This window comes from Streptomyces sp. MI02-7b, from assembly GCF_033793585.1.
In the GTDB taxonomy this organism is placed as follows: domain Bacteria; phylum Actinomycetota; class Actinomycetes; order Streptomycetales; family Streptomycetaceae; genus Actinacidiphila.
The window spans coordinates 301,662-326,761 of sequence record NZ_JARAWX010000006.1 but is presented as its reverse complement, the minus strand read 5'-3'; the positions used below and the strand labels follow the sequence as shown (position 1 = coordinate 326,761).

Sequence of the window (25,100 nt, the reverse complement as noted above, 5' to 3'; positions counted from 1 at the left end):
TGGAGGTCTGCTGATGGCACGGCGTTACGACTGCTCGGACGCGACGGACCGGGTGGCCGGACTGCGCGAGGCCGCGTCCGCCGTTCGTCGCGGCGAGCTCGTGGTGCTGCCCACGGACACCGTCTACGGCATCGGCGCGGACGCCTTCAACGCCGAGGCCGTCGGCGACCTGCTGGAGGCCAAGGGCCGGGGCCGCAACATGCCCTCGCCCGTCCTCGTCGGCTCCCCGAACACCCTGCACGGCCTGGTCACGGACTTCTCCGAGCAGGCCTGGGACCTCGTCGACGCGTTCTGGCCCGGCGCGCTGACCCTGGTCACCCGCCACCAGCCGTCCCTGCAGTGGGACCTGGGGGACACCCGTGGCACCGTGGCGGTGCGCATGCCGCTGCACCCCGTCGCGATCGAGCTGCTGAACGTGACCGGCCCGATGGCCGTCTCCAGCGCGAACCTCACCGGGCACCCCTCGCCGCAGGACTGCGACGCCGCCCAGGAGATGCTCGGCGACTCCGTGGCCATCTACCTCGACGGCGGGCCCACGCCGGCGGCCGTCCCGTCCTCCATCGTCGACGTCACCGGCAAGGTGCCGGTACTGCTGCGGGCCGGGGCCCTCAGCGCCGAGCAGCTGCGCGAGGTCGTACCCGACCTGGAGGTAGGCAATTGACGCCGCCCATACCCGGGCAGCGCGATGACTACTTCCGCATCCTTCACGTCTGCACCGGCAATGTCTGCCGCTCGCCGATGGCCGAGCGGCTGACCCGCCACGAGCTGACCCTGCGGCTCGGCGACGGGGCCTCCGGGATCATCGTGGAGAGCGCGGGCACCTGGGGCCACGAGGGGGCGCCGATGGAGGCGCACGCGGCCACGGTGCTGGCCGAGTACGCCGCCGACCCGAGCGGTTTCCTCGGGCGGGAACTCCTCGACGACCACGTCATCGACGCGGACCTGGTGCTCACCGCCACCCGCGACCACCGCGCCCAGGTCATCTCGATGGGGCACGCGGCGGGCCTGCGGACGTTCACGCTCAAGGAGTTCACCCGGCTCGTGAAGGCGATAGACCCCACGACGCTGCCGGAGGGCAGCGTGACCGAGCGCGCCCGCTCGCTGGTCCGTGCCGCGGCGGCGCTGCGCGGCTGGCTCCTGGCGCCGACGCCGGACGCGGACGAGGTCTACGACCCGTACGGGGCGCCGCTGACCTTCTTCCGGTCCATCGGCGAGGAGATCCACGGGGCGCTGGACCCGGTGCTGACCGCGCTGACGGGGGTGGCGGCACCCACCCGGTGAGGGTCTGCCGGAAGGTTTCCGCACTTTTCCGCACCCGCCGTCCCCCGGCGGAGCACAAGACGGCGCGAAACGGCCGGAACGGTGCAAGAGTGGCAGGTGAGTCCCTTCCAGCCGCCCGGAGCGCCCCATGCCTACCGCGGAAGCGTCGTCAGCCCACATAGCCGCCACCACCACGCTCCCGGCCGGGGACACCGGCTTCTCCCGGCTGCGCGACCAGGACCCCGAGCTGGCGGACATCCTGCTCGGGGAGACCCAGCGGCAGGCCTCCTGCCTCCAGCTGATCGCGGGGGAGAACTTCACCTCGCCGGCGGTGCTGGCCGCGCTCGGCTCCCCGCTGGCCAACAAGTATGCCGAGGGCTACCCCGGGCACCGCCACCACGCGGGCTGCGAGCTGGTCGACCTCGCCGAGCGGCTGGCCGTCGAAAGGGCCACACGGCTCTTCGGAGCCGCGCACGCGAACGTGCAGCCCTACTCCGGCTCCTCGGCCGTCCTGGCCGCCTACGCGGCCCTCCTGGTCCCCGGAGACACCATCCTGGCGATGTCCCTGGCGCACGGCGGGCACCTCACGCACGGATCGCAGTCCAACTTCTCGGGCCGCTGGTTCCGCTTCGCCGGGTACGGCGTGACCGAGGGCGCCACGTTCGAGGAGGGCGGCCGGATCGACTACGAGCGGCTGCGCGTCCTCGCCCACCAGCACCGCCCCAAGGCGATCGTGTGCGGCGGCATCGCCTACCCGCGCACCATCGACTACGCCGCGTTCCGCGAGATCGCCGACGACGTCGGCGCGTACCTGATCGTGGACGCCGCGCACACGCTGGGCCTGGTGGCCGGCGGCGCCTCGCCCAACCCCGTGCCGTACGCGGACGTGGTGTGCGCGACCACCCACAAGACGCTGCGCGGCCCGCGCGGCGGGTTGATCCTGTGCGGGGCCGACCTCGCCCAGCGGATCGACCGGGCGGTCTTCCCGTTCTCGCAGGGCGGCCCGCACATGCACGCGATCGCGGCCAAGGCGGCGGCCTTCGCGGAGGCGGCGCGGCCGGAGTTCGCGCTCTACGCGCACCAGGTGATCGCCAACGCCCGCGCGCTCGCCGACGCCATGGCAGGCCAGGGCATGCGGATCGCCACCGGCGGCACCGACACCCATCTGATCGCCGCCGACGTGTCGGCCTTCGGCGTCACGGGGATGCGGGCCCGCGGGCTGTGCGCGGGCGCCGGGATCGTGCTGGACAAGTACACGCTGCCCTACGACAAGGAGCCCTGCGCGGCCGGCTCCGGTATCCGCCTCGGCACCGCGGCGGTGACCACGCAGGGCATGGGCGAGCAGCAGATGCCGCAGGTCGCGGACGTGATCGCGCGGGCGCTGCGGGAGGAGCGCGGACTGGCGAACCGGGTCGCGGAGCTGGTGGGCGACTTCCCCCCGTACCCGGTCTGATCGGGGTACGCACGGGCGCCGGCCCCTACCCCGGGGGTGACATGTGCAACCCTGGGTACCCGCTGTGAGTCTCTGTCTGTGTTTACAGTCGGCACCCGGACGCGAATAGGGTGTGCCCGTGCGCGAGTACCTGTTGACCCTGTGCGTGGCCGCTGCCGTCACCTACCTCCTGACGGGGCCGGTGCGGAAGTTCGCCATCGCGGCAGGTGCCATGCCCGAGATCCGCGATCGTGACGTCCACCGAGAACCGACGCCGCGACTCGGCGGCATCGCCATGTTCGGCGGTCTGTGCGCCGGCCTGCTGGTGGCCGCGCACCTGACCAACCTCAAGAGCGTCTTCGAGCTCTCCAACGAGCCACGCGCGCTGCTGTCCGGCGCGGGACTGATCTGGCTGCTGGGCGTGCTCGACGACAAGTGGGGCGTGGACGCGCTGATCAAGCTGGGCGCGCAGATGATCGCGGCCGGCGTCATGGTCCTGCAGGGCCTGACCGTGCTGTGGCTGCCCATCCCGGGCAAGGGCATCGTCGCGCTCAGCCCCGTGCAGTCGACGCTGCTGACCGTGGCCCTGGTGGTGATCACCATCAACGCGGTGAACTTCGTCGACGGCCTGGACGGGCTCGCGTCCGGCATGGTGTGCATCGCCGCCGTCGCGTTCTTCATGTACGCCTACCGGATCTGGTACGGCTACGGCATCGAGGCCGCGGCGCCCGCGACGCTGTTCAGCGCGATCCTGATCGGCATGTGCCTGGGCTTCCTGCCGCACAACCTGCACCCCGCGCGGATCTTCATGGGCGACTCCGGCTCGATGCTGATCGGCCTGGTGCTGGCCTCCGGTGCGATCTCCATCACGGGCCAGACCGACCCCGACGCGATCACCAACCTCACCGGCTCCACCCGGGACACCACGCACTTCATGGTGCCGGTCTACATGCCGCTGCTGCTGCCGCTGACGTTGATCGCGATCCCCGCCGCGGACCTGGTGCTGGCCATCGTGCGCCGCACGTGGAACGGCCAGTCGCCGTTCGCCGCCGACCGCGGGCACCTGCACCACCGGCTGCTGGACATCGGGCACTCGCACAGCCGGGCCGTGCTCATCATGTACTTCTGGTCGGCGCTGATCGCCTTCGGCGCGGTGGCGTTCTCGGTGAACTCCTCCAGCCTGTGGATCGTGCTGGGCATCGTGATGCTGAGCGCGATCGGCCTGATCGCGCTGCTCATGCCCCGCTTCAACCCCAAGGCCCCGCGCTGGGCCGAGTCGTTCGTGCCGCCCCGCTACCGCCGTACCCGGATCGAGGCGCACGCCGCCGCGCACGCCGCCATCGCCGCCGGCGAGGCACCGGGCGTCAACGGGGCCACCGCGCTGAGCGAGATCGACCGGCAGCTGGTGGAGGCCGGCCGCACGGCCGGCAGCGGCAGCCGGTGACCCGATGACGCGATAGCACACAGACGCCCCGGCGTCAGCAGGACGCCGCGGGTTGTACTCCGGCCGTGTGACAGGTCACACACGAACCGGGTAAAGACCTCATCAAATAGTTTGTGATACCGTTCACGAAAGCCCGGAAGCAAGCCGAAAGACCGTAGTGCGATGGTCTTCCGGCGTGAGGCATGTCCCCGCCGCCGGGCTACGCTCGTCCTCGACGACCCCTGTACTCCCAACCTCGCCGGAGGAGCTGCCGCCATGCAGTCCAACGACGCCCGAACGCTCCTGAATTGCGCCGTACCCGCCGTAGCCGCGGGAGTGATCGCGGTCGCTGTCGCCGCCGTGCTCGCCGGCGGCAAGGGTGCGATCGGTGCCGGATTCGGCGCGGTGGTGGTGATCACTTTCATGGGAATCGGTCTGACGGTGCTTCAGCGCACCGCCCGTTCCTACCCCACGCTGTTCCAGGCGATGGGGCTGATGCTCTACACGGTGCAGCTGCTGCTCCTGGCCATCGTGCTGGCGGTGTTCAAGCACACATCGCTGTTCGACACCCAGGTGTTCGCGTTCACCCTGCTCGGCACGACCCTGGTGTGGATCGCCGCCCAGGCCCGTGCGCACATGAAGACCAAGATGCTGTACGTCGAGCCCGGATCCGCCGGAACGTCGTGATGAACCACAGGGCCGGTGCAAGAGGGCTGCCGCTCGTTTGCTATCGTCCGGTCTCAACTGCGGCAGAGCTGGCGCGGGCGGCAGTCATGCCTTCGCAACAGTCGTCCGGCTCAGCGCCCGACCGCCGCCCCCACATCTGCAAGACCAGTCCAGTGCCGTTCCGCGGGCTTACGCCGCGCCGACACAACGAGGTTGCCGTACCCATGCGCCACGCTGAAGGAGCTCGCGGTGAGTGATGTAAAGACGCTCGCCTTCGAGACGAACTGCCACATCTTCGACGGGTGCGGCTTCCCGGCCCCCGGCCTGCACTCCTTCCTCTTCAAGCCGTTGATCGGCGACGGGGACAGCAGCGTCTACTTCAACAAGACGATGCTGCTCGCGCTGCTCGGCAGCATCGTCATCGTCGGCTTCTTCTGGGCCGCCTTCGCCAAGCCGAAGGTCGTCCCCGGCAAGCTGCAGATGGTGGCCGAGGCGGGCTACGACTTCGTGCGCCGCGGCATCGTCTACGAGACGATCGGCAAGCGGGACGGCGAGAAGTACGTGCCGTTCATGGTCTCGCTGTTCTTCTTCGTGTGGATCCTGAACCTGTGGTCGATCATCCCGATCGCGCAGTTCCCGGTCACGGCGATCATCAGCTACCCGGCCGCGCTCGCCGCGGTGGTGTACATCACCTGGATGTCGCTGACCTTCAAGAAGCACGGCTTCGTGGGCGGCTGGAAGAACATCACCGGCTACGACAAGAACCTCGGCCCGGTCCTGCCGATGGTCGTCGGCCTGGAGTTCCTCTCCAACGTGATCGTCCGCCCGTTCACGCACGCGGTGCGACTGTTCGCCAACATGTTCGCCGGGCACGTCCTGCTGCTGCTGTTCACCATCGCCAGCTGGTACCTGCTCAACGGCATCGGCATCGCCTACGCGAGCGTCTCGTTCGTGATGGTCATCGTGATGACGGCCTTCGAGCTGTTCATCCAGGCCGTCCAGGCCTACGTCTTCGTCCTCCTGGCCTGCTCCTACATCCAGGGCGCGCTGGCCGAGCACCACTGAGCACCCGCCTACCGCTCAGTACTCCCCCCGATTGTCCGGTGGCCAACCCCCACCGGTCCGTGAAAGAGAAGGAAGAAACAGCATGTCCGCTGTGAACCTCGCCGCCACTCAGATCCTGGGCAACCTGGGCTCCATCGGCTACGGCCTCGCGGCCATCGGCCCCGGCGTCGGCATCGGCATCATCTTCGGCAACGGCACCCAGGCCCTCGCCCGCCAGCCCGAGGCGGCCGGCCTCATCCGTGCCAACCAGATCCTCGGCTTCGCCTTCTGTGAGGCGCTCGCCCTGATCGGTCTGGTCATGCCGTTCGTCTACCCGACCTCCTGATCCGGGCTGACGAGCCCAACCCCTTTCGACGGAAGGCACTGATGTGAACGCCCTGGCACAGCTGGCGGCCGAGGAGGCGGAGAACCCCCTCATCCCGCCGATCCCAGAGCTCGTCATCGGTCTCATCGCCTTCGCCATCGTCTTCTTCTTCCTCGCCAAGAAGCTCATCCCGAACATCAACAAGGTTCTGGACGAGCGGCGCGAGGCCATCGAGGGCGGCATGGAGAAGGCCGAGGCCACCCAGGCCGAGGCTCAGCGGACCCTCGAGGAGTACAAGCAGTCGCTCGCCGAGGCTCGTCACGAGGCCGCGCGTCTGCGCCAGGAGGCGCAGGAGCAGGGCGCCGCGCTCATCGCCGAGATGCGTGCGGAAGGCCAGCGGCAGCGCGAGGAGATCATCGCCGCGGGGCACGCGCAGATCGAGGCGGACCGCAAGTCCGCCGCGCACGCGCTGCGCCAGGACGTGGGCAGGATCGCCACCGACCTGGCCGGCAAGATCGTCGGTGAGTCCCTGGAGGACACCACCCGGCAGAGCCGTGTGATCGACCGCTTCCTCGACGAGCTCGAGGAGAAGGCCGAGGCCGCGCGATGAACGGAGCGAGCCGCGAGGCACTGGCCGCCGCACGCGAGCGTCTCGACGCGCTGGCGGACAACACGTCCGTCGACGCGGCGAAGCTCGCCGAGGAGCTGGCCGCCGTCACGGGGCTGCTCGACCGCGAGGGCGCCCTGCGCCGGGCGCTGACCGACCCGGCTCAGTCCGGCGAGGCCAAGGCCGGCCTGGCGCAGACGGTGCTCCGCGGTCAGGTCGGCGGGGAGGCCCTCGACCTGGTCTCGGGCATGATCCGCAGCCGGTGGTCGCAGTCGCGGGATCTCACCGACGCGCTGGAGGAACTCTCCTTCAGTGCCGACCTGATCGCCGCGGAGCGCTCCGGCCACCTCGACGACGTCGAGGACGAGCTGTTCCGCTTCGGCCGGATCGTCTCCGGCAGCAGCGATCTGCGGGCGGCGCTGACCGACCGCGCCGCGGGCGCCCAGGCCAAGGCCGGGCTGCTCCGTTCGCTGCTGGGAGGCCGGGCCAACCCGGTCACCGAGCGGCTCGTGGTCCGTCTTGTGACCCACCCGCGAGGCCGTAGCCTGGAGGCAGGGCTCGACGCCCTGTCCAAGCTGGCGGCGGCGCGCCGGGGCCGTACGGTCGCGGTCGTCGTCTCGGCGGTACCGCTGAGCGACCGGCAGAAGCAGCGCCTCGGCGCCGCGCTGGCCACGATCTACGGCCGGCAGGTGCACCTGAACCTCGACGTGGACCCCGAGGTCCTCGGCGGAATCCAGGTGCGGGTGGGCGACGAGGCCATCAACGGGACCATCGCGGAGCGCCTCGAAGAGGCGGCCCGGCGGATGGCCGGCTGAACCAGCCACCAACTCAAAGAGCAGTACCAGCGGCCCGAGTTGGGCCGTAGCGAATACTTCGGGCCCAACAAGGAGAGCAGGGAACCCAGATGGCGGAGCTCACGATCCGGCCGGAGGAGATCCGGGACGCGCTGGAGACCTTTGTCCAGTCGTACAAGCCGGACGCGGCCTCGCGCGAGGAGGTCGGCACGGTCAGCATGGCCGGCGACGGCATTGCCAAGGTCGAGGGTCTGCCCTCGGCCATGGCGAACGAGCTGCTGCGCTTCGAGGACGGCACCCTCGGTCTCGCCCTCAACCTCGAGGAGCGCGAGATCGGTGCGATCGTCCTCGGCGAGTTCAGCGGCATCGAGGAGGGCCAGCCGGTGCACCGCACCGGTGAGGTGCTCTCCGTCGCTGTCGGCGAGGGATACCTGGGTCGCGTCGTCGACCCGCTCGGCACCCCGATCGACGGCCTCGGCGAGATCGAGACCGACGGCCGCCGCGCGCTGGAGCTGCAGGCTCCCGGCGTCATGGCCCGCAAGTCCGTCCACGAGCCGATGCAGACCGGCCTCAAGGCCGTCGACGCGATGACCCCGATCGGCCGCGGTCAGCGTCAGCTGATCATCGGTGACCGCCAGACCGGCAAGACCGCCCTGGCGATCGACACGATCATCAACCAGCGCGACAACTGGCGTTCCGGCGACCCGAAGAAGCAGGTCCGCTGCATCTACGTCGCCATCGGCCAGAAGGGCTCCACCATCGCGGGCGTGCGCGCCTCGCTGGAGGAGGCCGGCGCCCTGGAGTACACGACCATCGTCGCGGCTCCGGCGTCCGACCCGGCCGGCTTCAAGTACCTCGCCCCGTACACCGGCTCGGCCATCGGCCAGCACTGGATGTACCAGGGCAAGCACGTCCTGATCGTCTTCGACGACCTGAGCAAGCAGGCCGACGCCTACCGCGCCGTCTCCCTGCTGCTGCGCCGCCCGCCGGGCCGTGAGGCCTACCCGGGTGACGTCTTCTACCTGCACTCCCGCCTGCTGGAGCGCTGCGCCAAGCTCTCCGACGAGCTGGGCGCCGGCTCGATGACCGGTCTGCCGATCGTCGAGACCAAGGCCAACGACGTCTCGGCGTTCATCCCGACCAACGTCATCTCGATCACCGACGGCCAGTGCTTCCTGGAGTCGGACCTGTTCAACGCGGGCCAGCGCCCGGCGCTGAACGTCGGTATCTCGGTCTCCCGAGTCGGTGGCTCGGCGCAGATCAAGGCCATGAAGTCGGTCGCCGGCCGCCTGCGTGTGGACCTCGCCCAGTACCGCGAGCTGGAGGCCTTCGCCGCCTTCGGTTCCGACCTGGACGCGGCCTCCAAGGCGCAGCTGGAGCGCGGCAAGCGCATGGTCGAGCTGCTGAAGCAGGGCCAGTACGCGCCCTTCCCGATCGAGGACCAGGTCGTCTCCATCTGGGCCGGCACCACCGGCAAGCTGGACGACGTACCGGTCGAGGACATCCGCCGCTTCGAGCGCGAGCTGCTGGACTACCTCCGCCGCGAGAAGAAGGACCTCCTGCAGGGCATCGTCGAGACCGGCAAGCTGGGCGACGACACCATCGAGGCCCTGACGGACGCGGTCGCGGAGTTCAAGAAGCAGTTCGAGACCTCGGACGGCAAGCTCCTGGGTGAGGGCTGAGCATGGGCGCCCAGCTTCGGGTATACAAGCGCCGCATCAAGACCGTCACCGCCACCAAGAAGATCACGAAGGCGATGGAGATGATCTCCGCGTCCCGGATCGTCAAGGCCCAGCGCCAGGTGGCGGCCTCGTCCCCGTACGCCGATGAGCTCACCCGCGCGGTGGCCGCGGTCGCGACCGGTTCCAACACGAACCACCCGCTGACCACGGAGGCCGAGAACCCGACCCGCGCCGCGGTGCTGCTCGTCACGAGCGACCGCGGTCTGGCCGGCGGCTACTCGTCCAACGCGATCAAGGCTGCCGACCGGCTCACCGAGCGGCTGCGCGCGGAGGGCAAGGAAGTCGAGCACTACATCGTCGGCCGCAAGGGTGTCGCGTACTACGGCTTCCGTGAGCGTCCCATCGCCGCCTCGTGGACGGGATTCACCGACAAGCCGGCCTACGCGGACGCCAAGGCGGTGGCCGACCCGCTGATCGACCAGGTCCTCAAGGACACGGCCGAGGGCGGCGTCGACGAGCTGCACATCGTCTTCACGGAGTTCGTGTCGATGCTGACGCAGTCCCCCGTCGAGCGGCGGCTGCTGCCGCTCTCCCTCGACGAGGCCACCGGCGGCCAGGCCCGCAAGGAGGGGGAGATCCTCCCCCTGTACGACTTCGAGCCGTCGGCCGAGGGCGTCCTCGACGCCCTGCTGCCGCGGTACGTCGAGAGCCGGATCTACAACGCGCTGCTGCAGGGTGCCGCTTCCGAGCACGCCGCCCGCCGCCGCGCGATGAAGGCCGCGACCGACAACGCCGAGGAGCTCATCAAGACGCTCACGCGGCTTGCCAACCAGGCCCGCCAGGCCGAAATCACCCAGGAAATCAGCGAGATCGTCGGTGGCTCCAGCGCCCTGGCCGACGCCTCTGCGGGGAGTGACTAAACATGACCACCACTGTTGAGACGGCCGCTGCCACGGGCCGCGTCGCCCGGGTCATCGGCCCGGTCGTCGACGTGGAGTTCCCCGTCGACGGCATGCCCGAGATCTACAACGCCCTCACCGTCCAGGTCGCCGACCCGGCCGAGGACGGCAAGCTGAAGACGCTGACCCTCGAGGTCGCCCAGCACCTGGGCGACGGCCTGGTCCGCGCCATCTCCATGCAGCCCACCGACGGTCTGGTCCGCCAGGCCGCCGTGACCGACACGGGCGCCGGCATCACGGTCCCGGTCGGCGACTTCACCAAGGGCAAGGTGTTCAACACCCTCGGTGAGGTGCTGAACCTCCCCGAGGAGAACGCCAACGTCGGTGAGCGCTGGACGATCCACCGCAAGGCGCCGAGGTTCGAGGACCTCGAGTCCAAGACCGAGATGTTCGAGACCGGCCTGAAGGTCGTCGACCTGCTGACCCCGTACGTCAAGGGCGGCAAGATCGGTCTGTTCGGCGGCGCCGGTGTCGGCAAGACCGTCCTCATCCAGGAAATGATCATGCGTGTGGCGAAGCTGCACGAGGGCGTTTCCGTGTTCGCCGGCGTCGGCGAGCGCACCCGTGAGGGCAACGACCTCATCCAGGAGATGGAGGAGTCCGGCGTCCTCGACAAGACCGCGCTGGTCTTCGGCCAGATGGACGAGCCCCCGGGCACCCGTCTGCGCGTCGCCCTGGCCGGTCTGACCATGGCGGAGTACTTCCGCGATGTGCAGAAGCAGGACGTGCTGTTCTTCATCGACAACATCTTCCGCTTCACCCAGGCCGGTTCCGAGGTCTCCACGCTGCTCGGCCGCATGCCGTCCGCGGTGGGTTACCAGCCGAACCTCGCCGACGAGATGGGCCTCCTCCAGGAGCGCATCACCTCGACCCGTGGTCACTCGATCACCTCCATGCAGGCGATCTACGTCCCCGCGGACGACCTGACCGACCCGGCGCCGGCGACGACCTTCGCGCACCTGGACGCGACGACCGTTCTGTCGCGCCCGATCTCGGAGAAGGGCATCTACCCGGCGGTGGACCCGCTGGACTCGACGTCCCGCATCCTGGACCCGCGCTACATCGCGCAGGACCACTACGAGTGCGCCATGCGTGTCAAGGGGATCCTGCAGAAGTACAAGGACCTCCAGGACATCATCGCCATCCTCGGTATCGACGAGCTGGGCGAGGAGGACAAGCTCACCGTCCACCGCGCCCGTCGCATCGAGCGATTCCTGTCGCAGAACACCCACGCGGCGAAGCAGTTCACCGGTGTGGACGGTTCCGACGTCCCGCTGGAGGAGTCGATCCACGCGTTCAACGCCATCGCCGACGGTAAGTACGACCACTTCCCTGAGCAGGCGTTCTTCATGTGCGGTGGCATCGAGGACCTCGAGCGCAACGCCAAGGAGCTCGGCGTCGGCTGACGCCCGTCACCCGACGCTCACCCGGCAGGGGGCGGACCCTGTGTCCGCCCCCTTGCCGCACCCCCGTTATCCTGTGTTTTATGCACCCGCCGGACGGCGGCGGGTGCCGACCCGAGGAGCCATCTTGGCTGAGCTGCACGTCGAGCTGGTCGCCGCGGACCGCAATGTCTGGTCCGGCGAGGCCACTCTTGTCGTCGCACGTACCGAGTCGGGCGACATCGGCGTCATGCCGAACCACGAGCCGCTGCTCGGTGTGCTGCAGTCCGGCCCGGTGACCATCCGCACCACCGACGGCGGCACCGTCGTCGCGGCGGTGCACGGCGGCTTCATCTCCTTCGCGGACAACAAGCTGTCGGTCCTCGCGGAGATCGCGGAGCTGGCCGACGAGATCGACGTCCAGCGCGCGGAGCGGGCCCTGGAGCGTGCCAAGGCCGACGCCGACGCGGTCGGCGAGCGGCGTGCCGAGGTCCGTCTCATCGCGGCGACCGGTTCACGCTGAGCATCCGGCCCGGTGGGGCCATGAGCCGCGGGAGGCCCAGGAGGGCTTCCCGCGGTTGCAGTATCCCTGTACGTGACGTTGAGCGAGGAGGTCGATGGGCGTGATCCTCGCTTTTCAGGTGTGCGGGGCCCTTGTCGCGGTGGCGTTGCTGGGGCTGTTCGTCTTCGGTCTGCGGCGGCGGCTGATCCAGCGTCCCGGCGGCACCTTCGACTGCAGCCTGCGCATGGCGCCCGGCGGCGTCGACGCGCCCTCGGGCAAGGGATGGGCGTACGGGGTCGCCCGCTACAGCGGCGACCGGATCGAGTGGTTCCGGGTCTTCTCCTACGCCCCCCGGCCGCGACGGTCGCTGGAACGCTCGGCCATCGAAGTGCTGCACCGGCGGCTGCCGCAGGGCCAAGAGGAGCTGGCGCTGCTCTCCGACGCCGTCGTCCTGGTCTGCGAGCACCGGGGCACCCGGCTCGAACTCGCGATGAGCGACGACGCCCTCACCGGCTTCCTCGCCTGGCTGGAGGCGGCACCGCCCGGCCAGCGGGTGAATGTGGCCTGAGCAGTGAGTGCCCCGCTGGTGGGGGTCCCCCCGGACGGAGTCCGGGGGAGGGTCAATGTGGCCTGAGCAGTGAGTGCCCCGCTGGTGGGGGTCCCCCCGGACGGAGTCCGGGGGAGGGTGAATGTGGCCTGAACAGTGAGTGCCCCGCTGGTGGGGGGAGGGTCCATGTGGCCTGAGCGGCCCGCGCCCCCGGCACCCTAGGGTTTCGCCGACAGCCCCAATTCCTGCGCCAGGACGGCCGCCTGCACGCGGCTGCGCAGTTCGAGCTTGGCGAGGCATCCGGCTGACGTGGGTCTTGGCCGTCGCCTCCGCCATGGCGAGACGGGCCGCGATCTCGGCGTTCGACAGTCCCTGGCCGACGCAGGCCAGCACTTCCCGCTCACGCCTGGTGAGGCCGTCGAGCACGCCGCGGTCCGCCGCCGGCGCCACCCGTGCCGGCCGGGCGAACTCCCCGATCAGGCGGCGGGTCACCGCCGGGGCGATCATTCCCTCGCCGGCCGCGACCAGGCGCACCCCCTCGATCAGCCGGTCGGCCTCGGTGTCCTTCAGCAGGAAGCCCGCGGCGCCCGCGCGCAGCGCCCCGAAGACGTACTCGTCCAGGTCGAAGGTGGTCAGCACCAGCACGTCCGCCAGGCCCTCGGCGACGATCTCGCGGGTGGCGGAGACACCGTCGAGGCGGGGCATCTGCACGTCCATCAGGATCACGTCGGGCCGCAGCTCACGTGCCGCGCGGACCGCGGCCTCACCGTCGGCGGCCTCGCCGACCACCTCGATGTCGGGCACCGAACCCAGGATCAGCACCAGTCCCGCGCGGACCGCCGACTGGTCCTCGGCGACGACGACCCGGATCACGCCTCCCCCTTCACGGGCAGCGCGGCCCGTACACGCCAGACGTCCCCGTCGTGGCCGGCCTCGAAGGTGCCGCCGAGCAGTTCGGTGCGCTCGCGCATGCCGACCAGGCCGCTGCCCGAGCCGGGGGCCCGCGGCCCCGGCCGGCCCTCCGCGCCCACCGGGGCCCAGGGGCTGGCCACGGTGACGGTGAGCACCCCGGCGTCCTGCTCCAGCACCACGGGCACCTCCCCGGGCGCGGCGTGCTTGAGGGCGTTGGTGAGCGACTCCTGCACGATCCGGTAGGCGGCCAGTTCCACCGGCGCCGGAGGCGGGGGAGCGCCGGCCGGCCGCTCGTCGCGCAGGACGAACCGCGCGTGCGGGGCCGCCGCCGCCATCTGAGCGAGCAGGACGTCCAGGCCGTGCAGCCGGGGCACCGCGGCGGGCCCCGAGTCCTCGCCGGACGCGTCGCGCAGCAGGCCGATGAGCCGTCGCATCTCCGACAGGCCCTGGACGCTGTTCTCCCGGATCACCGACAGCGCCTCCCGGGCCGGCCCCTCCCGCCGGTCCAGCGACAGCGCGGCGGTGGAGTGGATGGCGATCGCCGACAGATGGCCCGCGACCATGTCGTGCAGTTCCCGGGCCATGCGGGCGCGCTCGATGCCGACCGCCTCGCGGCGGTCCATCTCGGCCAGCAGCGCGGTCTGCTCGGCGCGCAGCCGTTCGGCCGCGGCCTCGTCGCGGTGCTGCCGCACGACGACGCCGGTGAAGGCCGGGGCGACAAAGACCAGGGCGCCCACGATGCCGATCAGCAGCGAGTCGGCGACCGGGCGCAGGGCGAGAGCGGTGGCGGTCACGGCCGCGGTGAACAGGACGCTCGCCACCGGCACGACGCGGATCAGCCGCTTCGGCCCGTACACGACGGCGGCGTAGACCAGGTCCGTGAACATCAGCACGGTCACCAGGAGCGAGCCGATCACGAAGTCCGCCGCCAGGACCAGCGTGCCGGCCACCACCGCGAACCGCGGCGCGGTGCGCCGCAGCGACGCGCAGCCGGCCATCGCGGTCAGCGGCAGCAGCGAGAGCCAGGCGTCCCCGCCGCGCGGCTGGTTGCCGGAGTAGGTGCACAGCCCGAGTGCCCACATCAGCAGGCCGCCGGCGAGGCCCGCGGCGCCGATCAGCACGTCGTCGCGGTGCGGACGCAGGGCGGCGGTGGTCGGCATTCCCCCATGACAGCACGCCGTGCGCCGCCGGCGCCTCGGCCCGTGGGTGGAACGTGCCCTGCACCGAAGGATGCAGACGCGGCTCATCAGCGGCGACGATGCGCCGCGGGCGACCGGTGGCGGAGGATCGAGGGCCGCTCGTCGCCTCGGCCGCCGGTGGTGGGACGGCCTTCAGGGTCCCGCCGGGCGCCGGACCGGGCGTGCATCACCCGCCGCGCGGGCCGCGCGCGGGGGCCGTGGTCCTGCTGTGCCTGCCGCCGGTGGACGGCGTACTGCTCGCGGCCGCCGTCGCCTACGGCCACTACGGCCGTGTGGCGTACCGCTTCGCCGGCAGCCGCGGAGGGCGTGGGTCACCGGGCTCAACGCCCTCGTCGCGGCGTCCTGTACGTCGTGGCCGCGGCGCGAGCCCGGCTCGGGCCCGCGCCGGTGACCGGTCGTCAGCCGTCCGGGCGCGCGGCCGCCGCGCCGTTCAGCGGTTCTCGCCGGGCACCCACAGCACGTCGCCGACCTCCTTGTTCGCCGTGCGGGCCAGGATGAACAGCAGGTCCGAGAGCCGGTTGAGGTAGGTCGCGGTGAGCGGGTTCATCGTCTCGCCGTGCTCGTCCAGCGCCGCCCACGTGGAGCGCTCCGCCCGGCGCACCACCGTGCAGGCCTGGTGGAGCAGCGCGGCACCCGGGGTGCCGCCGGGGAGGATGAAGCTGCGCAGCTTGTCCAGCTCCTCCAGGAAGCGGTCGCACTCCGCCTCCAGCCGGTCCACGTAGCCCTGTTCGACGCGCAGCGGTGGGTACTTGGGGTCGGGCACGACCGGGGTCGCGAGGTCCGCGCCGACGTCGAAGAGGTCGTTCTGGACCCGCACCAGCACGGTCGCGACCTCCGGCGGCAGCCCGCCGAGCGCGAGGGCGACACCGATCGCGGCGTTGGCCTCGTTCGCGTCCGCGTAGGCCGAGATGCGGCTGTCGGTCTTGGCGGTGCGGCTCATGTCGCCGAGGGCGGTGGTGCCGTCGTCCCCGGTCCGCGTGTAGATGCGCGTCAGATTGACCATGGGGCCGAGCGTAGTCCCCGGTCGTGCCCGGGGTCGCCGGCCGTGGTCGCTCCCCGATTGCGACGAAGGACACACGGTGACCCGGGTCTCCAACTGCTGCGCGGGGCTGCGGAGCACCGTTAAGGTCCCGGCAACAGCATCGAGAAGATAGGTGTGTGCCGTGGCGAAGAAGCTCGCCGTCGTCGGAGCCGGCCTGATGGGCTCCGGAATCGCGCAGGTGTCGGCCCAGGCGGGCTACGAGGTCGTGCTGCGCGACATCACCGACGAGGCGCTGGCCCGCGGCCTGAGCGGTATCGAGGCGTCGTACGAGCGGTTCGTCGCCAAGGGCAAGCTGTCCGCCGAGGACGCTGCCGCCTCGCTGGGCCGCATCACCACCACCACCGACCTCGACGCGGCAGCCGAGGCGGACATCGTCGTCGAGGCGGTCTTCGAGAAGATCGAGGTCAAGCAGGAGATCTTCCGGGCCCTGGACAAGATCGCGCACCAGGACGCGGTGCTGGCCTCCAACACCTCCGCCATCCCGATCACGAAGATCGCGGCCGTGACGGAGCGTCCGGAGCGCGTGGTCGGCACGCACTTCTTCTCCCCGGTCCCGATGATGCAGCTGTGCGAGCTCGTCCGCGGCTACAAGACCAGCGACGAGACCCTGGAGCGGGCCAAGGCCTTCGCCGAGGAGGTCGGCAAGACCACCATCGTGGTCAACCGCGACGTCGCCGGCTTTGTCACCACCCGCCTGATCTCCGCGCTGGTCGTCGAGGCCGCCAAGCTCTTCGAGTCCGGCGTCGCCTCCGCCGAGGACATCGACACCGCCTGCCGGCTCGGCTTCGGCCACGCCATGGGCCCGCTGGCCACCGCCGACCTGACGGGCGTCGACATCCTGCTGCACGCCACCGGCAACATCTACACCGAGTCGCAGGACGAGAAGTTCGCGCCGCCGGAGCTCATGCGGCGCATGGTCGACGCGGGGGCGCTCGGCCGCAAGAGCGGCGAGGGCTTCTACCGCTACTGACGGGCGGTCAGCCGGCGGGCGGGCACAGGGGTCCCGCCCGCGCCCCCACCATGGGGAGGCTGGGCCCGGCGGGCGCATCCCGTCACTCTCCAGAGTGAATTCGGTATCGGTTCGCTCACAGACGGCAACCTCTTCGTACGACGGACCGTCAGTTACGTAGAACCAACGCACTTTCCACCCATTCACTCCACGGGGAGGCTTCATGCACATCAGGGGCGACCACGCCGAGCTGGTCGTCGGGGGCCGCCTCGACGTCCGTACCGCGGCGGACGCCCGCAAGGTCCTGCACTCCGCGGTGGACGGGGGCCAGGGCGACCTGGTGCTCGACCTGACCGAGCTCGACTCGTGGGACGCCACCGGGCTGGGCGTGATCATGGGGGCGCACCGCCGCTGCGGACGGGCCGACCGCAGGCTCGTGCTGCGGGGCGTCCCGGCGCAGATGCAGCGGCTGCTGGTCGCCACGCGACTGCACCGCATTCTGGTCATCGAGGGGGGCATCGCGGCAGAAGCACTGCCGCGTACCTAGCGGGGCGTGCCGCAACGGAACTGGCAAGCCCGGACAGATTCGGACGCAAGGGCGGCATGGCGGCCCTGAGGTTCGCACATACTGTGGGAAGGTTTAAGGTTCGGTTCCGGCGTGCCACACCCCGTACGCCGAGGAGGGGAGCCGGACCGGTCCAGCTGCGGACGTGCGGGCCCGGGTACGGCCCCGCTGCGACGCGAATGGGGGGCGGAGACTAATGGACCCACACATCGGACCCGACATGTCAGGCGACGAGTACGGCGCCGGGCAGGACTCCACGAGCTTTCCCGACCGCCCGGCCCCGGCCGGACCGGAGGACGGCACACAGCCCGTGCCGCGCGTGACGCGGCCCGTGCGCGACCCGCTGACCCCCGAGGTCGGCTCGGGCACGGCGGACGGCGACGCACCTCGCGTCGTCCAGCTCGTCGTGGGCGACTGCCTGCTGACCCTCAATCCCGTCGACGGCAGCGAGGTGAGCTCCCTGCCGGCCGCGGGGCTGCCCACCCCGGTGCGCCGCGACGCGGAGGCGCGGGCCGCGCGCACCGCCGGCACGCACCCTGCCGTGCCGCCGGGCCCCCGCGGGCCCGAACTGCCCCTGCTGGAGCGGGAGGAGGAGCGCGAACGGCTCTCCCGGCTGCTGTCCCGCGGACGTTCGGTCCGGGTCACCGGCCCGTCCGGCGCCGGCCGCAGCGCGCTGCTCGACGCCGTGGCCGCGGCGTCCGCGGATCTCGCCCCCGACGGCGTGATCCGGCTCTCCGGCTACCGCCGCACGCCCAGCGACCTGCTGCAGGAGATCTTCAGCACGGTCTACGACGCCGAGGGCGAACCGTCGCCGGGGGGCGCGGCCACGGCCTACCGCCCCGACCGCGGCCGGCTCACGGAACTGCTGCGCGACGTCGGCGCGGTCGTCGTCCTGGACGACCTGGAGTTCGGCGGCGCGGCCCTGGAGGAACTGCTCGCGGCCGCGCCCGAGTGCGCCTTCGTGATGGCCGCGACGCCCGACATCGCCGCCCCCTCCTCCGACTCCGCGGTCGAGGAGGTCTTCCTCCCCGGGCTGACCCGGGTCGCCTGCCTCGAACTGCTGGAACTGGCCGCGGGGCGGCCGTTGCAGGAGGAGGAGACCGCCTGGGCGGCGGACCTGTGGTTCGAGTCCGAGGGGCTGCCGCTGCGCTTCGTCCAGGCCGGCGCGCTGCTGCGGCAGCGCGACGCGCTCGCGGCCGAGATCCTCGCCGCCGACGAGTCCGTCTGGGGCGACGCGGAGCCGGACGACGAACTGCCGGTGGACGCGCCCTTCGACGCGAGCGAGGCGTCGGCAGTGGCTCCGGGGTCCTCCTCGCACGTGCCGCTGCCCTCGCTCGCCGAGAGCGCCGCCCCGGCCGCGCTGCTGGCCTCCCGGCTGACCGGGTCGGCCCAGGAGACACTGCGCTTCGCGGTGGCCCTGGACGGCGAGTGCCCGCACCAGTCGCACTTGCCCGCCCTCGTCGGCGAGACGCACGGGGACGCCGCGCTCGGTGAACTGGTCGCCGTGGGGCTCGTCGCGCCCGTCGACCGGCACCACCGCCTCGCGGCGGGCGTGCGCACGCAGCTCGCGGCCCCCGGCGAACTCGCCGAGGAGGCCGCCGCGGAGGGCGCGCCGCAGGCCCTCACGGCCGCCCAGCACTACACCTGGTGGGTCGGTCACCCCTCCGTCACGCCCGAGCGCGTCGCCGCCGAGGCGGAGGCGATTCTCGCCGCCCTGGGCGCCTGCCGGGACGGCGGCCATGCCAGCGCGGCGGTCCTCCTCGCGCGCACGGCGGCGCCGGTGTTCGCGGCGTCGCTCCACTGGAGCGCGTGGGAACGCGCCCTGCGTTCCGGCCAGGAGGCCGCGCGGCAGTCCGGTGAGGTCGCGGAGGAGGCGTACTTCCTGCACGAACTCGGCGTCCTCGCGCTCTGCCTGGGCAGCTACGACCGCGCGCGCAGCGAGCTGGAGGCCTCCATAGCCCTGCGCGGTGCCCTCGCGGACCGCCACGGCACGACGGTCGGCCGCCGTACCCTCGCCCTGGTCCTCGACCGCGTGGGCGTCACCGCGCCGCTCACCACCCCGGAGGGCGCCGGGACGACCACCACGGCCCTGGAACTCCCCGATTCCCCCGCGACCGTCATCAGCAAGCGCCTGGCCGTCTCCACGCCGCCCCGCCGCGGTCTCACCCGCTCCCGCCGCAACCTCGTCGCCGCCGGCGCGGGAGCGCTGCTCGCGGCCGTCCTCGGCACCATCGTCACGCTCGGCACGACGGCCTCCGGCGGTGACCAGAACACCCCGATGAACGTCAAGCCCCTGGAGACCGCCCAGCCCGACGAGGCCGACGACGGCCTCCCGGCGGACGGTACGTCGCCGACCCCGGGCTCCACGCAGCACGCGCCCGCGCCCTCGGCCAGCGGCAGCGGTGCCGTCGCGAATCCCAGCGCGTCCGGTGCCGCGGGTGGCGGTGGTGGCGGCGGCGCCGACCCGGGCACGGGCGGTGGGAGCACGACGGGGGAGCAGGGCGGCACAACGCCGTCGAGCACCACGACGCCGCCGAAGGGCGGTTCCAAGCCGCCGACCCTGAAGCCCCCGACACAGTCGACGTCGCCGTCGACGTCGAAGCCGCCGAACTCGCCGCCGCCGAGCGAGACGCCGACTGATCCGGCCACGTCCCCCACCACGAGTGAGCCGCCGACGGATCCGGAGGGCAGCATGAGCGCCAGCGGACCGTCCACCGACACCCCGGTGACGGCGACGGAGAGCGTCACCGGCAGCAGCACCGAGGCGCCCGTCGTCTGACGCCGGCCCGAACGGCAGCGTGGCCCCGTAGTCAGCCGACCACGGGGCCACGACGCTGTGGGGCCGGCGCACGGCCCCCGGGCTCAGAAGAGGCGCAGCTTGTCGTCCTCGATGCCGCGCAGCGCGTCGTAGTCGAGCACGACGCAGCCGATGCCGCGGTCCGTGGCGAGCACGCGAGCCTGCGGCTTGATCTCCTGGGCGGCGAACACGCCCTTGACGGGCGCCAGCAGCGGGTCGCGGTTCAGCAGTTCGAGGTACCGGGTCAGCTGCTCGACGCCGTCGATCTCACCGCGCCGCTTGATCTCGACCGCGACGGTCGTGCCGTCGGAGTCCCGGCCGAGGATGTCGACGGGCCCGATGGCGGTCGGGTACTCGCGGCGGATGAGGGTCCAGCCGTCCCCGAGCACCTCCATGCGGTCGGCGAGCAGTTCCTGCAGGTGCGCCTCGACGCCGTCCTTGATCAGACCGGGGTCGACGCCGAGTTCGTGGCTGGAGTCGTGGAGGACGTCCTCGATCGTGATGATCAGTTGCTCGCCGGCCTTGTTGGTGACCGTCCAGACCCCGTCGTCGCCCTCCTTGAGCGTGCAGGGCGGCGACATCCAGTTGAGCGGCTTGTAGGCGCGGTCGTCGGCGTGCACGGACACACTGCCGTCGGCCTTCACCAGGAGCAGCCGGGTCGCCGAGGGGAGATGGGCGGAGAGCCTGCCCGCGTAGTCCACGGAGCAGCGGGCAATGACGAGACGCATGGTCGGCAACGCTACTCGCTACCGGGCGCGGTTGGAAAATGGCCAGTTGTGAGCGCTCCCACCTAGTGTCGTGGGACCTCTCCGCCTACGGTTGTGAGTGGAGGCCGTCGTGCGGGAGAACACTGGACGGCTTCTCTCCGTAGTCCGTCTGACTCCTCGGACAGGGGGGTCACGAGAGGAGTACTCATGTCGCTCGACGTCTCACCGGCCCTCCTCGAACAGGCCGAGCGAGGCGAGGTCGACGAACGGGAATTCGTCGACTGCGTCCGGACTTCCCTGCCTTACGCATGGGACATGATCAGCTCTCTGGCGGCGCAGCTCAAGGTGGACGGCGGAGAGTTCGCCGACAACCAGGTGCCGCCGCCGGACGAGCACGCGCGGGGGCAACTGCTCCGCGCTCTGGCGAGTGACGCGATCCGGGGGGCACTTCAACGGCATTTCGGGGTGCGACTGGCATTCCAGAACTGCCACCGGGTCGCGGTGTTCCCGCTGGACCCGGCGGTCGATGAGCGTTACGCGAAGTTCACCTCCGTACGCGCACAGTTGCTGAACCAGTCCCCGGAGCTTCGGGACTGCTGAGACCGGCCACAGTGCTCCCGTCGTTGGCCGACACTTTGCCCCTTGATGTTTCAATCAGGCCAATTGCGGGAGCACTTCCGCTCCGAGCCGCGCCACGTTCTCCTCCGTGGCGGCGAGGTCGCCCGAGCCCTCGACAAGCAGGGCGAAGCGGCGGATACCGGTGCGTTCCGCGGTGGCGGCGAGACGGTCGGCGCACAGCGACGGCGGCCCCACCGGGTGCAGGTCGCAGAGGAGTTCGGTGTAGGCGAGGGGGTCGCGCATCGAGCGCGCCCGGCCGTCGACCGTACGGTGGGCGGCCAGTCCCTGCTGCAGCCAGCCGGGCATCGCCTTGGTCAGCGCCTCGACGGCGTCCGCGCGGCGGTCCGCGATCTGCGTCACACCCGCGGACACATGCTCGGCGGCCGCCACCATTTCGGGTGAAAGCCCCGCATCGCGCGCCTCGGCCTGCCACATTGCGACCATGGCCGCCTTGTCCTCGTCCCCGCAGTGCATGCCGAGCAGCATCGGCAGACCGCGCCGTGCCGCCAGCCGCACGCTGGACGGCGAGGTGCAGGCGACCACGACCGGCGGGCCGCCGGGCGCGTCGAACTCGTCGGCGCGGGGGACGACATCCACCTCGCGGAAGGCGAATCGTTCTCCCGCGGCCCCGACCCGGGGGTCGCGCAGCCAGCGCAGCAGCAGGTCGAGCGACTCGGGGAAGCCGCTCTCGAAGGCGGCCAGGCCGGCCCCGAAGACCTCCAGGTCCACCCAGGGGCCGCCGCGGCCCACGCCGAGCGTGAAACGGCCGCCGGACGTGATGTGCAGCAGCGCCGCCTGCTCGCCCAGGGACACCGGATGGGCGGTCGGCAGCACGCTCACCGCGGTGCCCACCCCGATCCGCCGCGTCCGCCCGAGCAGCAGCGCGGCCAGCGTCACCGCCGAAGGGCAGACCCCGTACGGCACGAAGTGGTGTTCCGCGAGCCACACGGAGTCCAGCCCGGCCGCTTCCGCCGCCTCGGCGGAGCGTACCGCCCGGTGCAGCGCCTCCCCGGCTCCCTGTCCGGGGAACTGGGCGGCGAGAACGAAAGTACCGACGCGCATCGTGCTTCACACCTTTCTCGGTGGCCGACGCGACTCCCCTAACCGTCATTAACGTCTGACACGTGCCAAGGGCACGGGCCAACCTCCGCGATTTCATGATTTTCAAGGGGATGGCGGACATGGGGGGTTGTGGGGCGCGTACCCGCACCGCCCCGGGCTACGCGTACGCTGAAAGCAGGTCCGATGTCCCCGACCCGCATGAGGTGTGTGCTTGTGTCCCCGCGCCGAAACCGCCCGCGAGGCACCGCCGGCAGTCCGCAGGAGACGGACGGGCCCGGCTGGGGCCGCGGCGGGGAGCGCACCGAGAGCTGGCAGGGCGAGGAGTGGACGGTCCGTCCGCTCGCGGGGAGTTCCGGCGGCAAGCGCTACCGCTGCCCCGGCTGCGACCAGGAAATCCCGCCGGGCGTCGGGCACTTGGTGGTCTGGCCGCAGTACGGCGGCGTGGACGACCGGCGGCACTGGCACACCGCCTGCTGGAACGCCAGGGACCGCCGGGGCGTGCGGCCCCAGCGGTCCCGGAACGCCCCGCGGTACTGAGCCGCGGGAGCGGAGGTCAGACGTCGCGCTTGGCGAGCACCGCGTACGCGCCGCACAGGGCGACGGCCGTGACGACCGCCAGCGCGAGCAGCTGGGGCAGCCCGTCGGCGTGGTCGCCGCCGAGCATCGGCATCCGGTAGAGCGACGCGAGGGCGTTGGGTGACGAGTACTCGATCAGCTTGTCCCGGAGCGTCCGCATGCTGTCGGCCTGCATGAAGATCGCCATGATCAAGGGCAGCAGGACCACGCCCAGCATGGTCGTGATCGCGCCCGCGGAGTGCCGCAGCAAGGTCCCCACCGCGAGGGACAGCAGCCCGAGCAGGGCGACGTACAGGCCCACGCCGACCGTGGCGCCGAGCCACTGCGCGCCACTGGCGGAGCTGACACCGCCCACCACCACGAGCTGCGAGTCGCTGTACAGGGAGAAACCCGGGTCCACCGGCTTGCCGGCGAACGTGGCGTAGTTCATCAGCGCGGTCAGCAGACAGGCCACCGTGGTGACCGTGAAGGTCAGCGCGAAGAAGACGATCCCCTTGGCGACGAGCACCCGGCCTCGCTGAGGGCAGGCGGTCAGGGTGGTGCGGATCATGCCCGTGCCGTACTCGGAGCTGATCACCAGCACGCCCAGGGTGATGACGCACAACTGCCCCAGCAGCACGCCGAACAGGCCGAAGGCCAGCACCGGGTCGGAGACGTGATCGGTCGAGGAGGCCGCGTCGACCAGCAGGTTGATGCCGAGGATCAGCACGAGCATCACGCCGAGCGTCCACATCGTGGAGCGGACGGTCCGGATCTTGGTCCACTCGGACGCCAGCGCATGGCCGAGGTGCGTCTTCTGCACGGGGATCGCCGAGGAGAACCGCGGCGCCGGGATCTGGACGGGGGCGGTCATCGGGCGTCCTCGGCGGGCTGGATGGGCTGGGTCGGCTGGGTCGGCTGCGCGTACGGGTTCGGCTGCGGCGGGCCGTAGCCGTCCGGGTGGGGCTGGGGCTGCTGCGGGAACGGCTGCGGGGCTCCCCAGCCGCCCGGCACCGGCGCATCCGGCTGCTGCTGCAGGCCCTGCCGCGGGTCCGAGGTGGAGCGGTAGTCCACCGCGCCGTTCGTGAGCTGCATGTACGCCTCCTCCAGCGAGGCCTGGTGCGGCGACAGCTCCCACAGCCGCACGTCGGCGTCGTGCGCGAGGTCGCTGATCCGCGGCAGTTCGAGGCCGGTCACGCGCAGCGCCCCGTCCTGCTCCTCCTGCACCTCGGCGCCGGCCCCGGTCAGCGCCTTGCCCAGCTTCTCGCGGTCGGCGGCCACGTCGGGGGTGCGGACCAGCGCGAAGCCCGTGGAGTTGCGGGCGATGAACTCCTTCACGCCCATGTCGGCGAGCAACTGGCCGCGGCCGATGACGATCAGGTGGTCGGCGGTCAGCGCCATCTCGCTCATCAGGTGCGAGGAGACGAAGACCGTACGGCCCTCCGAGGCGAGCCGGCGCATCAGATGGCGCACCCAGTGGATGCCCTCGGGGTCCAGTCCGTTGACCGGCTCGTCGAAGAGCAGCACCTCGGGGTCGCCGAGCAGCGCGGCCGCGATGCCCAGGCGCTGCCCCATGCCGAGGGAGAAGCCCTTGGAGCGCTTGCCCGCGACCTCCTGAAGGCCCACGACCCCCAGCACTTCGTCGACACGACGGGCCGGGATGCCGGACAGCTGGGCCAGGCTGAGCAGATGATGACGGGCGCTGCGCCCGCCGTGCACGGCCTTGGCGTCCAGCAGGGCGCCCACCCGGCGCGGGGCGTTCGGCAGCAGGCGGTACGGCTGACCGCCGATGGTGACCCGTCCGGAGGTCGGGCTGTCCAGGCCCAGGATCATCCGCATCGTGGTGGACTTCCCGGAGCCGTTCGGTCCCAGGAAGCCCGTCACCATGCCGGGCCGTACCGTGAACGACAGGTTGTACACGGCCGTTTTGCTGCCGTAGGTCTTGGTGAGGCCCACTGCCTCGATCATGCTCCGCCCCTCGATGACCAGCCCTCGGGGCGGTGCCCGCCCCCGTGAGGATGAGGAGGCGGGCGGGGCGAAATTGGTTCCCGCCCCCGGGGAACCGAAACCT

At 71.4% G+C, this 25,100-nt stretch carries 25 protein-coding genes and 1 pseudogene; 19 read left to right on the top strand and 7 right to left on the bottom strand.

The window, feature by feature from the left end; genetic code table 11:
* The first annotated feature begins 13 nt into the window (after nt 1–13).
* The 14 genes from PV364_RS12580 (at nt 14) to PV364_RS12515 (ending at nt 12,644) form a co-directional block, all read left to right on the top strand.
* Nucleotides 14–661 carry an L-threonylcarbamoyladenylate synthase gene (locus PV364_RS12580; RefSeq protein WP_319659965.1) on the top strand — a complete coding sequence of 216 codons (648 nt, stop codon included), beginning with the start codon at nt 14–16 and terminating at the stop codon, nt 659–661.
* On the top strand, nt 658–1,281 hold the full coding sequence (locus PV364_RS12575; RefSeq protein ID WP_319659964.1) for a protein-tyrosine-phosphatase: 624 nt from the start codon (nt 658–660) through the stop codon (nt 1,279–1,281). Before PV364_RS12580 ends, PV364_RS12575 begins: the two co-directional genes overlap by 4 nt.
* A gap of 127 nt (nt 1,282–1,408) precedes the next feature.
* A complete protein-coding gene (gene glyA / locus PV364_RS12570) occupies nt 1,409–2,713 on the top strand; it encodes a serine hydroxymethyltransferase (protein WP_319659963.1) in 1,305 nt (434 codons plus the stop codon).
* Nucleotides 2,714–2,831: 118 nt separating this feature from the next.
* Nucleotides 2,832–4,136 carry an MraY family glycosyltransferase gene (locus PV364_RS12565; protein WP_319659962.1) on the top strand — a complete coding sequence of 435 codons (1,305 nt, stop codon included), beginning with the start codon at nt 2,832–2,834 and terminating at the stop codon, nt 4,134–4,136.
* A 255-nt stretch (nt 4,137–4,391) separates the two neighbouring features.
* The gene (locus tag PV364_RS12560) at nt 4,392–4,802 is read left to right on the top strand and encodes a hypothetical protein (protein WP_319659961.1); all 411 of its coding nucleotides are present in this window, start codon (nt 4,392–4,394) and stop codon (nt 4,800–4,802) included.
* A gap of 213 nt (nt 4,803–5,015) precedes the next feature.
* Nucleotides 5,016–5,846, top strand: a complete 831-nt coding sequence (atpB, locus tag PV364_RS12555) for a F0F1 ATP synthase subunit A (protein WP_319660056.1) — start codon at nt 5,016–5,018, stop codon at nt 5,844–5,846.
* An 82-nt stretch (nt 5,847–5,928) separates the two neighbouring features.
* Nucleotides 5,929–6,171 (top strand): ATP synthase F0 subunit C, encoded by a 243-nt coding sequence (atpE, locus tag PV364_RS12550; RefSeq protein ID WP_018563527.1) that lies wholly within the window; start codon nt 5,929–5,931, stop codon nt 6,169–6,171.
* Between the two features lie 43 nt (nt 6,172–6,214).
* Complete coding sequence (locus PV364_RS12545) at nt 6,215–6,760, top strand: F0F1 ATP synthase subunit B (RefSeq protein WP_319659959.1); 546 nt, start codon at nt 6,215–6,217, stop codon at nt 6,758–6,760.
* Entirely contained in the window at nt 6,757–7,572 is an 816-nt protein-coding gene (locus PV364_RS12540; protein WP_319659958.1) for a F0F1 ATP synthase subunit delta, read from the top strand. The genes PV364_RS12545 and PV364_RS12540 overlap by 4 nt, the downstream gene beginning before the upstream one ends.
* A gap of 89 nt (nt 7,573–7,661) precedes the next feature.
* Nucleotides 7,662–9,233: a F0F1 ATP synthase subunit alpha gene (gene atpA, locus PV364_RS12535; RefSeq protein ID WP_319659957.1), complete on the top strand. Its 1,572-nt coding sequence runs from the start codon at nt 7,662–7,664 to the stop codon at nt 9,231–9,233.
* Between the two features lie 2 nt (nt 9,234–9,235).
* A complete protein-coding gene (locus PV364_RS12530) occupies nt 9,236–10,153 on the top strand; it encodes a F0F1 ATP synthase subunit gamma (protein WP_319659956.1) in 918 nt (305 codons plus the stop codon).
* A gap of 2 nt (nt 10,154–10,155) precedes the next feature.
* Nucleotides 10,156–11,598, top strand: coding sequence for a F0F1 ATP synthase subunit beta (atpD, locus tag PV364_RS12525; protein ID WP_319659955.1), 1,443 nt, complete (start codon nt 10,156–10,158; stop codon nt 11,596–11,598).
* Nucleotides 11,599–11,719: 121 nt separating this feature from the next.
* Nucleotides 11,720–12,097, top strand: a complete 378-nt coding sequence (locus PV364_RS12520; RefSeq protein ID WP_319660055.1) for a F0F1 ATP synthase subunit epsilon — start codon at nt 11,720–11,722, stop codon at nt 12,095–12,097.
* Nucleotides 12,098–12,197: 100 nt separating this feature from the next.
* Nucleotides 12,198–12,644, top strand: a complete 447-nt coding sequence (locus PV364_RS12515) for a DUF2550 domain-containing protein (RefSeq protein WP_319659954.1) — start codon at nt 12,198–12,200, stop codon at nt 12,642–12,644.
* A gap of 197 nt (nt 12,645–12,841) precedes the next feature.
* Here PV364_RS12515 and PV364_RS12510 read toward each other — a convergent pair.
* From PV364_RS12510 to PV364_RS12500, 3 genes and pseudogenes are all read right to left on the bottom strand, one after another.
* Nucleotides 12,842–13,496, bottom strand: a pseudogene (locus tag PV364_RS12510) (response regulator).
* Nucleotides 13,493–14,695, bottom strand: coding sequence for a sensor histidine kinase (locus PV364_RS12505; RefSeq protein WP_319659953.1), 1,203 nt, complete (start codon nt 14,693–14,695; stop codon nt 13,493–13,495). The pseudogene PV364_RS12510 and the gene PV364_RS12505 overlap by 4 nt, the downstream one beginning before the upstream one ends.
* A 469-nt stretch (nt 14,696–15,164) precedes the next feature.
* A complete protein-coding gene (locus PV364_RS12500) occupies nt 15,165–15,737 on the bottom strand; it encodes a cob(I)yrinic acid a,c-diamide adenosyltransferase (protein WP_319659952.1) in 573 nt (190 codons plus the stop codon).
* A 160-nt stretch (nt 15,738–15,897) separates the two neighbouring features.
* On the opposite strand from PV364_RS12500, the gene PV364_RS12495 reads away from it, so the two are divergent.
* From PV364_RS12495 to PV364_RS12485, 3 genes are all read left to right on the top strand, one after another.
* Nucleotides 15,898–16,746: a 3-hydroxyacyl-CoA dehydrogenase family protein gene (locus PV364_RS12495; RefSeq protein WP_319659951.1), complete on the top strand. Its 849-nt coding sequence runs from the start codon at nt 15,898–15,900 to the stop codon at nt 16,744–16,746.
* A gap of 202 nt (nt 16,747–16,948) precedes the next feature.
* A complete protein-coding gene (locus PV364_RS12490) occupies nt 16,949–17,272 on the top strand; it encodes an STAS domain-containing protein (RefSeq protein WP_319659950.1) in 324 nt (107 codons plus the stop codon).
* A gap of 214 nt (nt 17,273–17,486) precedes the next feature.
* Nucleotides 17,487–20,069 carry an ATP-binding protein gene (locus PV364_RS12485; protein WP_415924544.1) on the top strand — a complete coding sequence of 861 codons (2,583 nt, stop codon included), beginning with the start codon at nt 17,487–17,489 and terminating at the stop codon, nt 20,067–20,069.
* Nucleotides 20,070–20,152: 83 nt separating this feature from the next.
* Here PV364_RS12485 and nucS read toward each other — a convergent pair whose 3' ends face one another.
* Nucleotides 20,153–20,815, bottom strand: a complete 663-nt coding sequence (gene nucS, locus PV364_RS12480; protein ID WP_319659948.1) for an endonuclease NucS — start codon at nt 20,813–20,815, stop codon at nt 20,153–20,155.
* A gap of 186 nt (nt 20,816–21,001) precedes the next feature.
* Here nucS and PV364_RS12475 point away from each other — a divergent pair, with 186 nt between their 5' ends.
* Nucleotides 21,002–21,394 (top strand): SCO5389 family protein, encoded by a 393-nt coding sequence (locus PV364_RS12475; protein WP_319659947.1) that lies wholly within the window; start codon nt 21,002–21,004, stop codon nt 21,392–21,394.
* Nucleotides 21,395–21,448: 54 nt separating this feature from the next.
* Here the strand turns inward: PV364_RS12475 and PV364_RS12470 are convergent, their stop codons facing one another.
* Nucleotides 21,449–22,474: an LLM class flavin-dependent oxidoreductase gene (locus tag PV364_RS12470; protein ID WP_319659946.1), complete on the bottom strand. Its 1,026-nt coding sequence runs from the start codon at nt 22,472–22,474 to the stop codon at nt 21,449–21,451.
* Between the two features lie 213 nt (nt 22,475–22,687).
* Between PV364_RS12470 and PV364_RS12465 the strand changes: the two genes are divergently transcribed.
* A complete protein-coding gene (locus tag PV364_RS12465; protein WP_319659945.1) occupies nt 22,688–23,011 on the top strand; it encodes an ATP/GTP-binding protein in 324 nt (107 codons plus the stop codon).
* 16 nt (nt 23,012–23,027) lie between these two features.
* Here PV364_RS12465 and PV364_RS12460 read toward each other — a convergent pair whose 3' ends face one another.
* Nucleotides 23,028–23,903 carry an ABC transporter permease subunit gene (locus PV364_RS12460; protein ID WP_319659944.1) on the bottom strand — a complete coding sequence of 292 codons (876 nt, stop codon included), beginning with the start codon at nt 23,901–23,903 and terminating at the stop codon, nt 23,028–23,030.
* Complete coding sequence (locus tag PV364_RS12455; protein ID WP_319659943.1) at nt 23,900–24,997, bottom strand: ABC transporter ATP-binding protein; 1,098 nt, start codon at nt 24,995–24,997, stop codon at nt 23,900–23,902. The genes PV364_RS12460 and PV364_RS12455 overlap by 4 nt, the downstream gene beginning before the upstream one ends.
* Between the last annotated feature and the right edge of the window lie 103 nt (nt 24,998–25,100).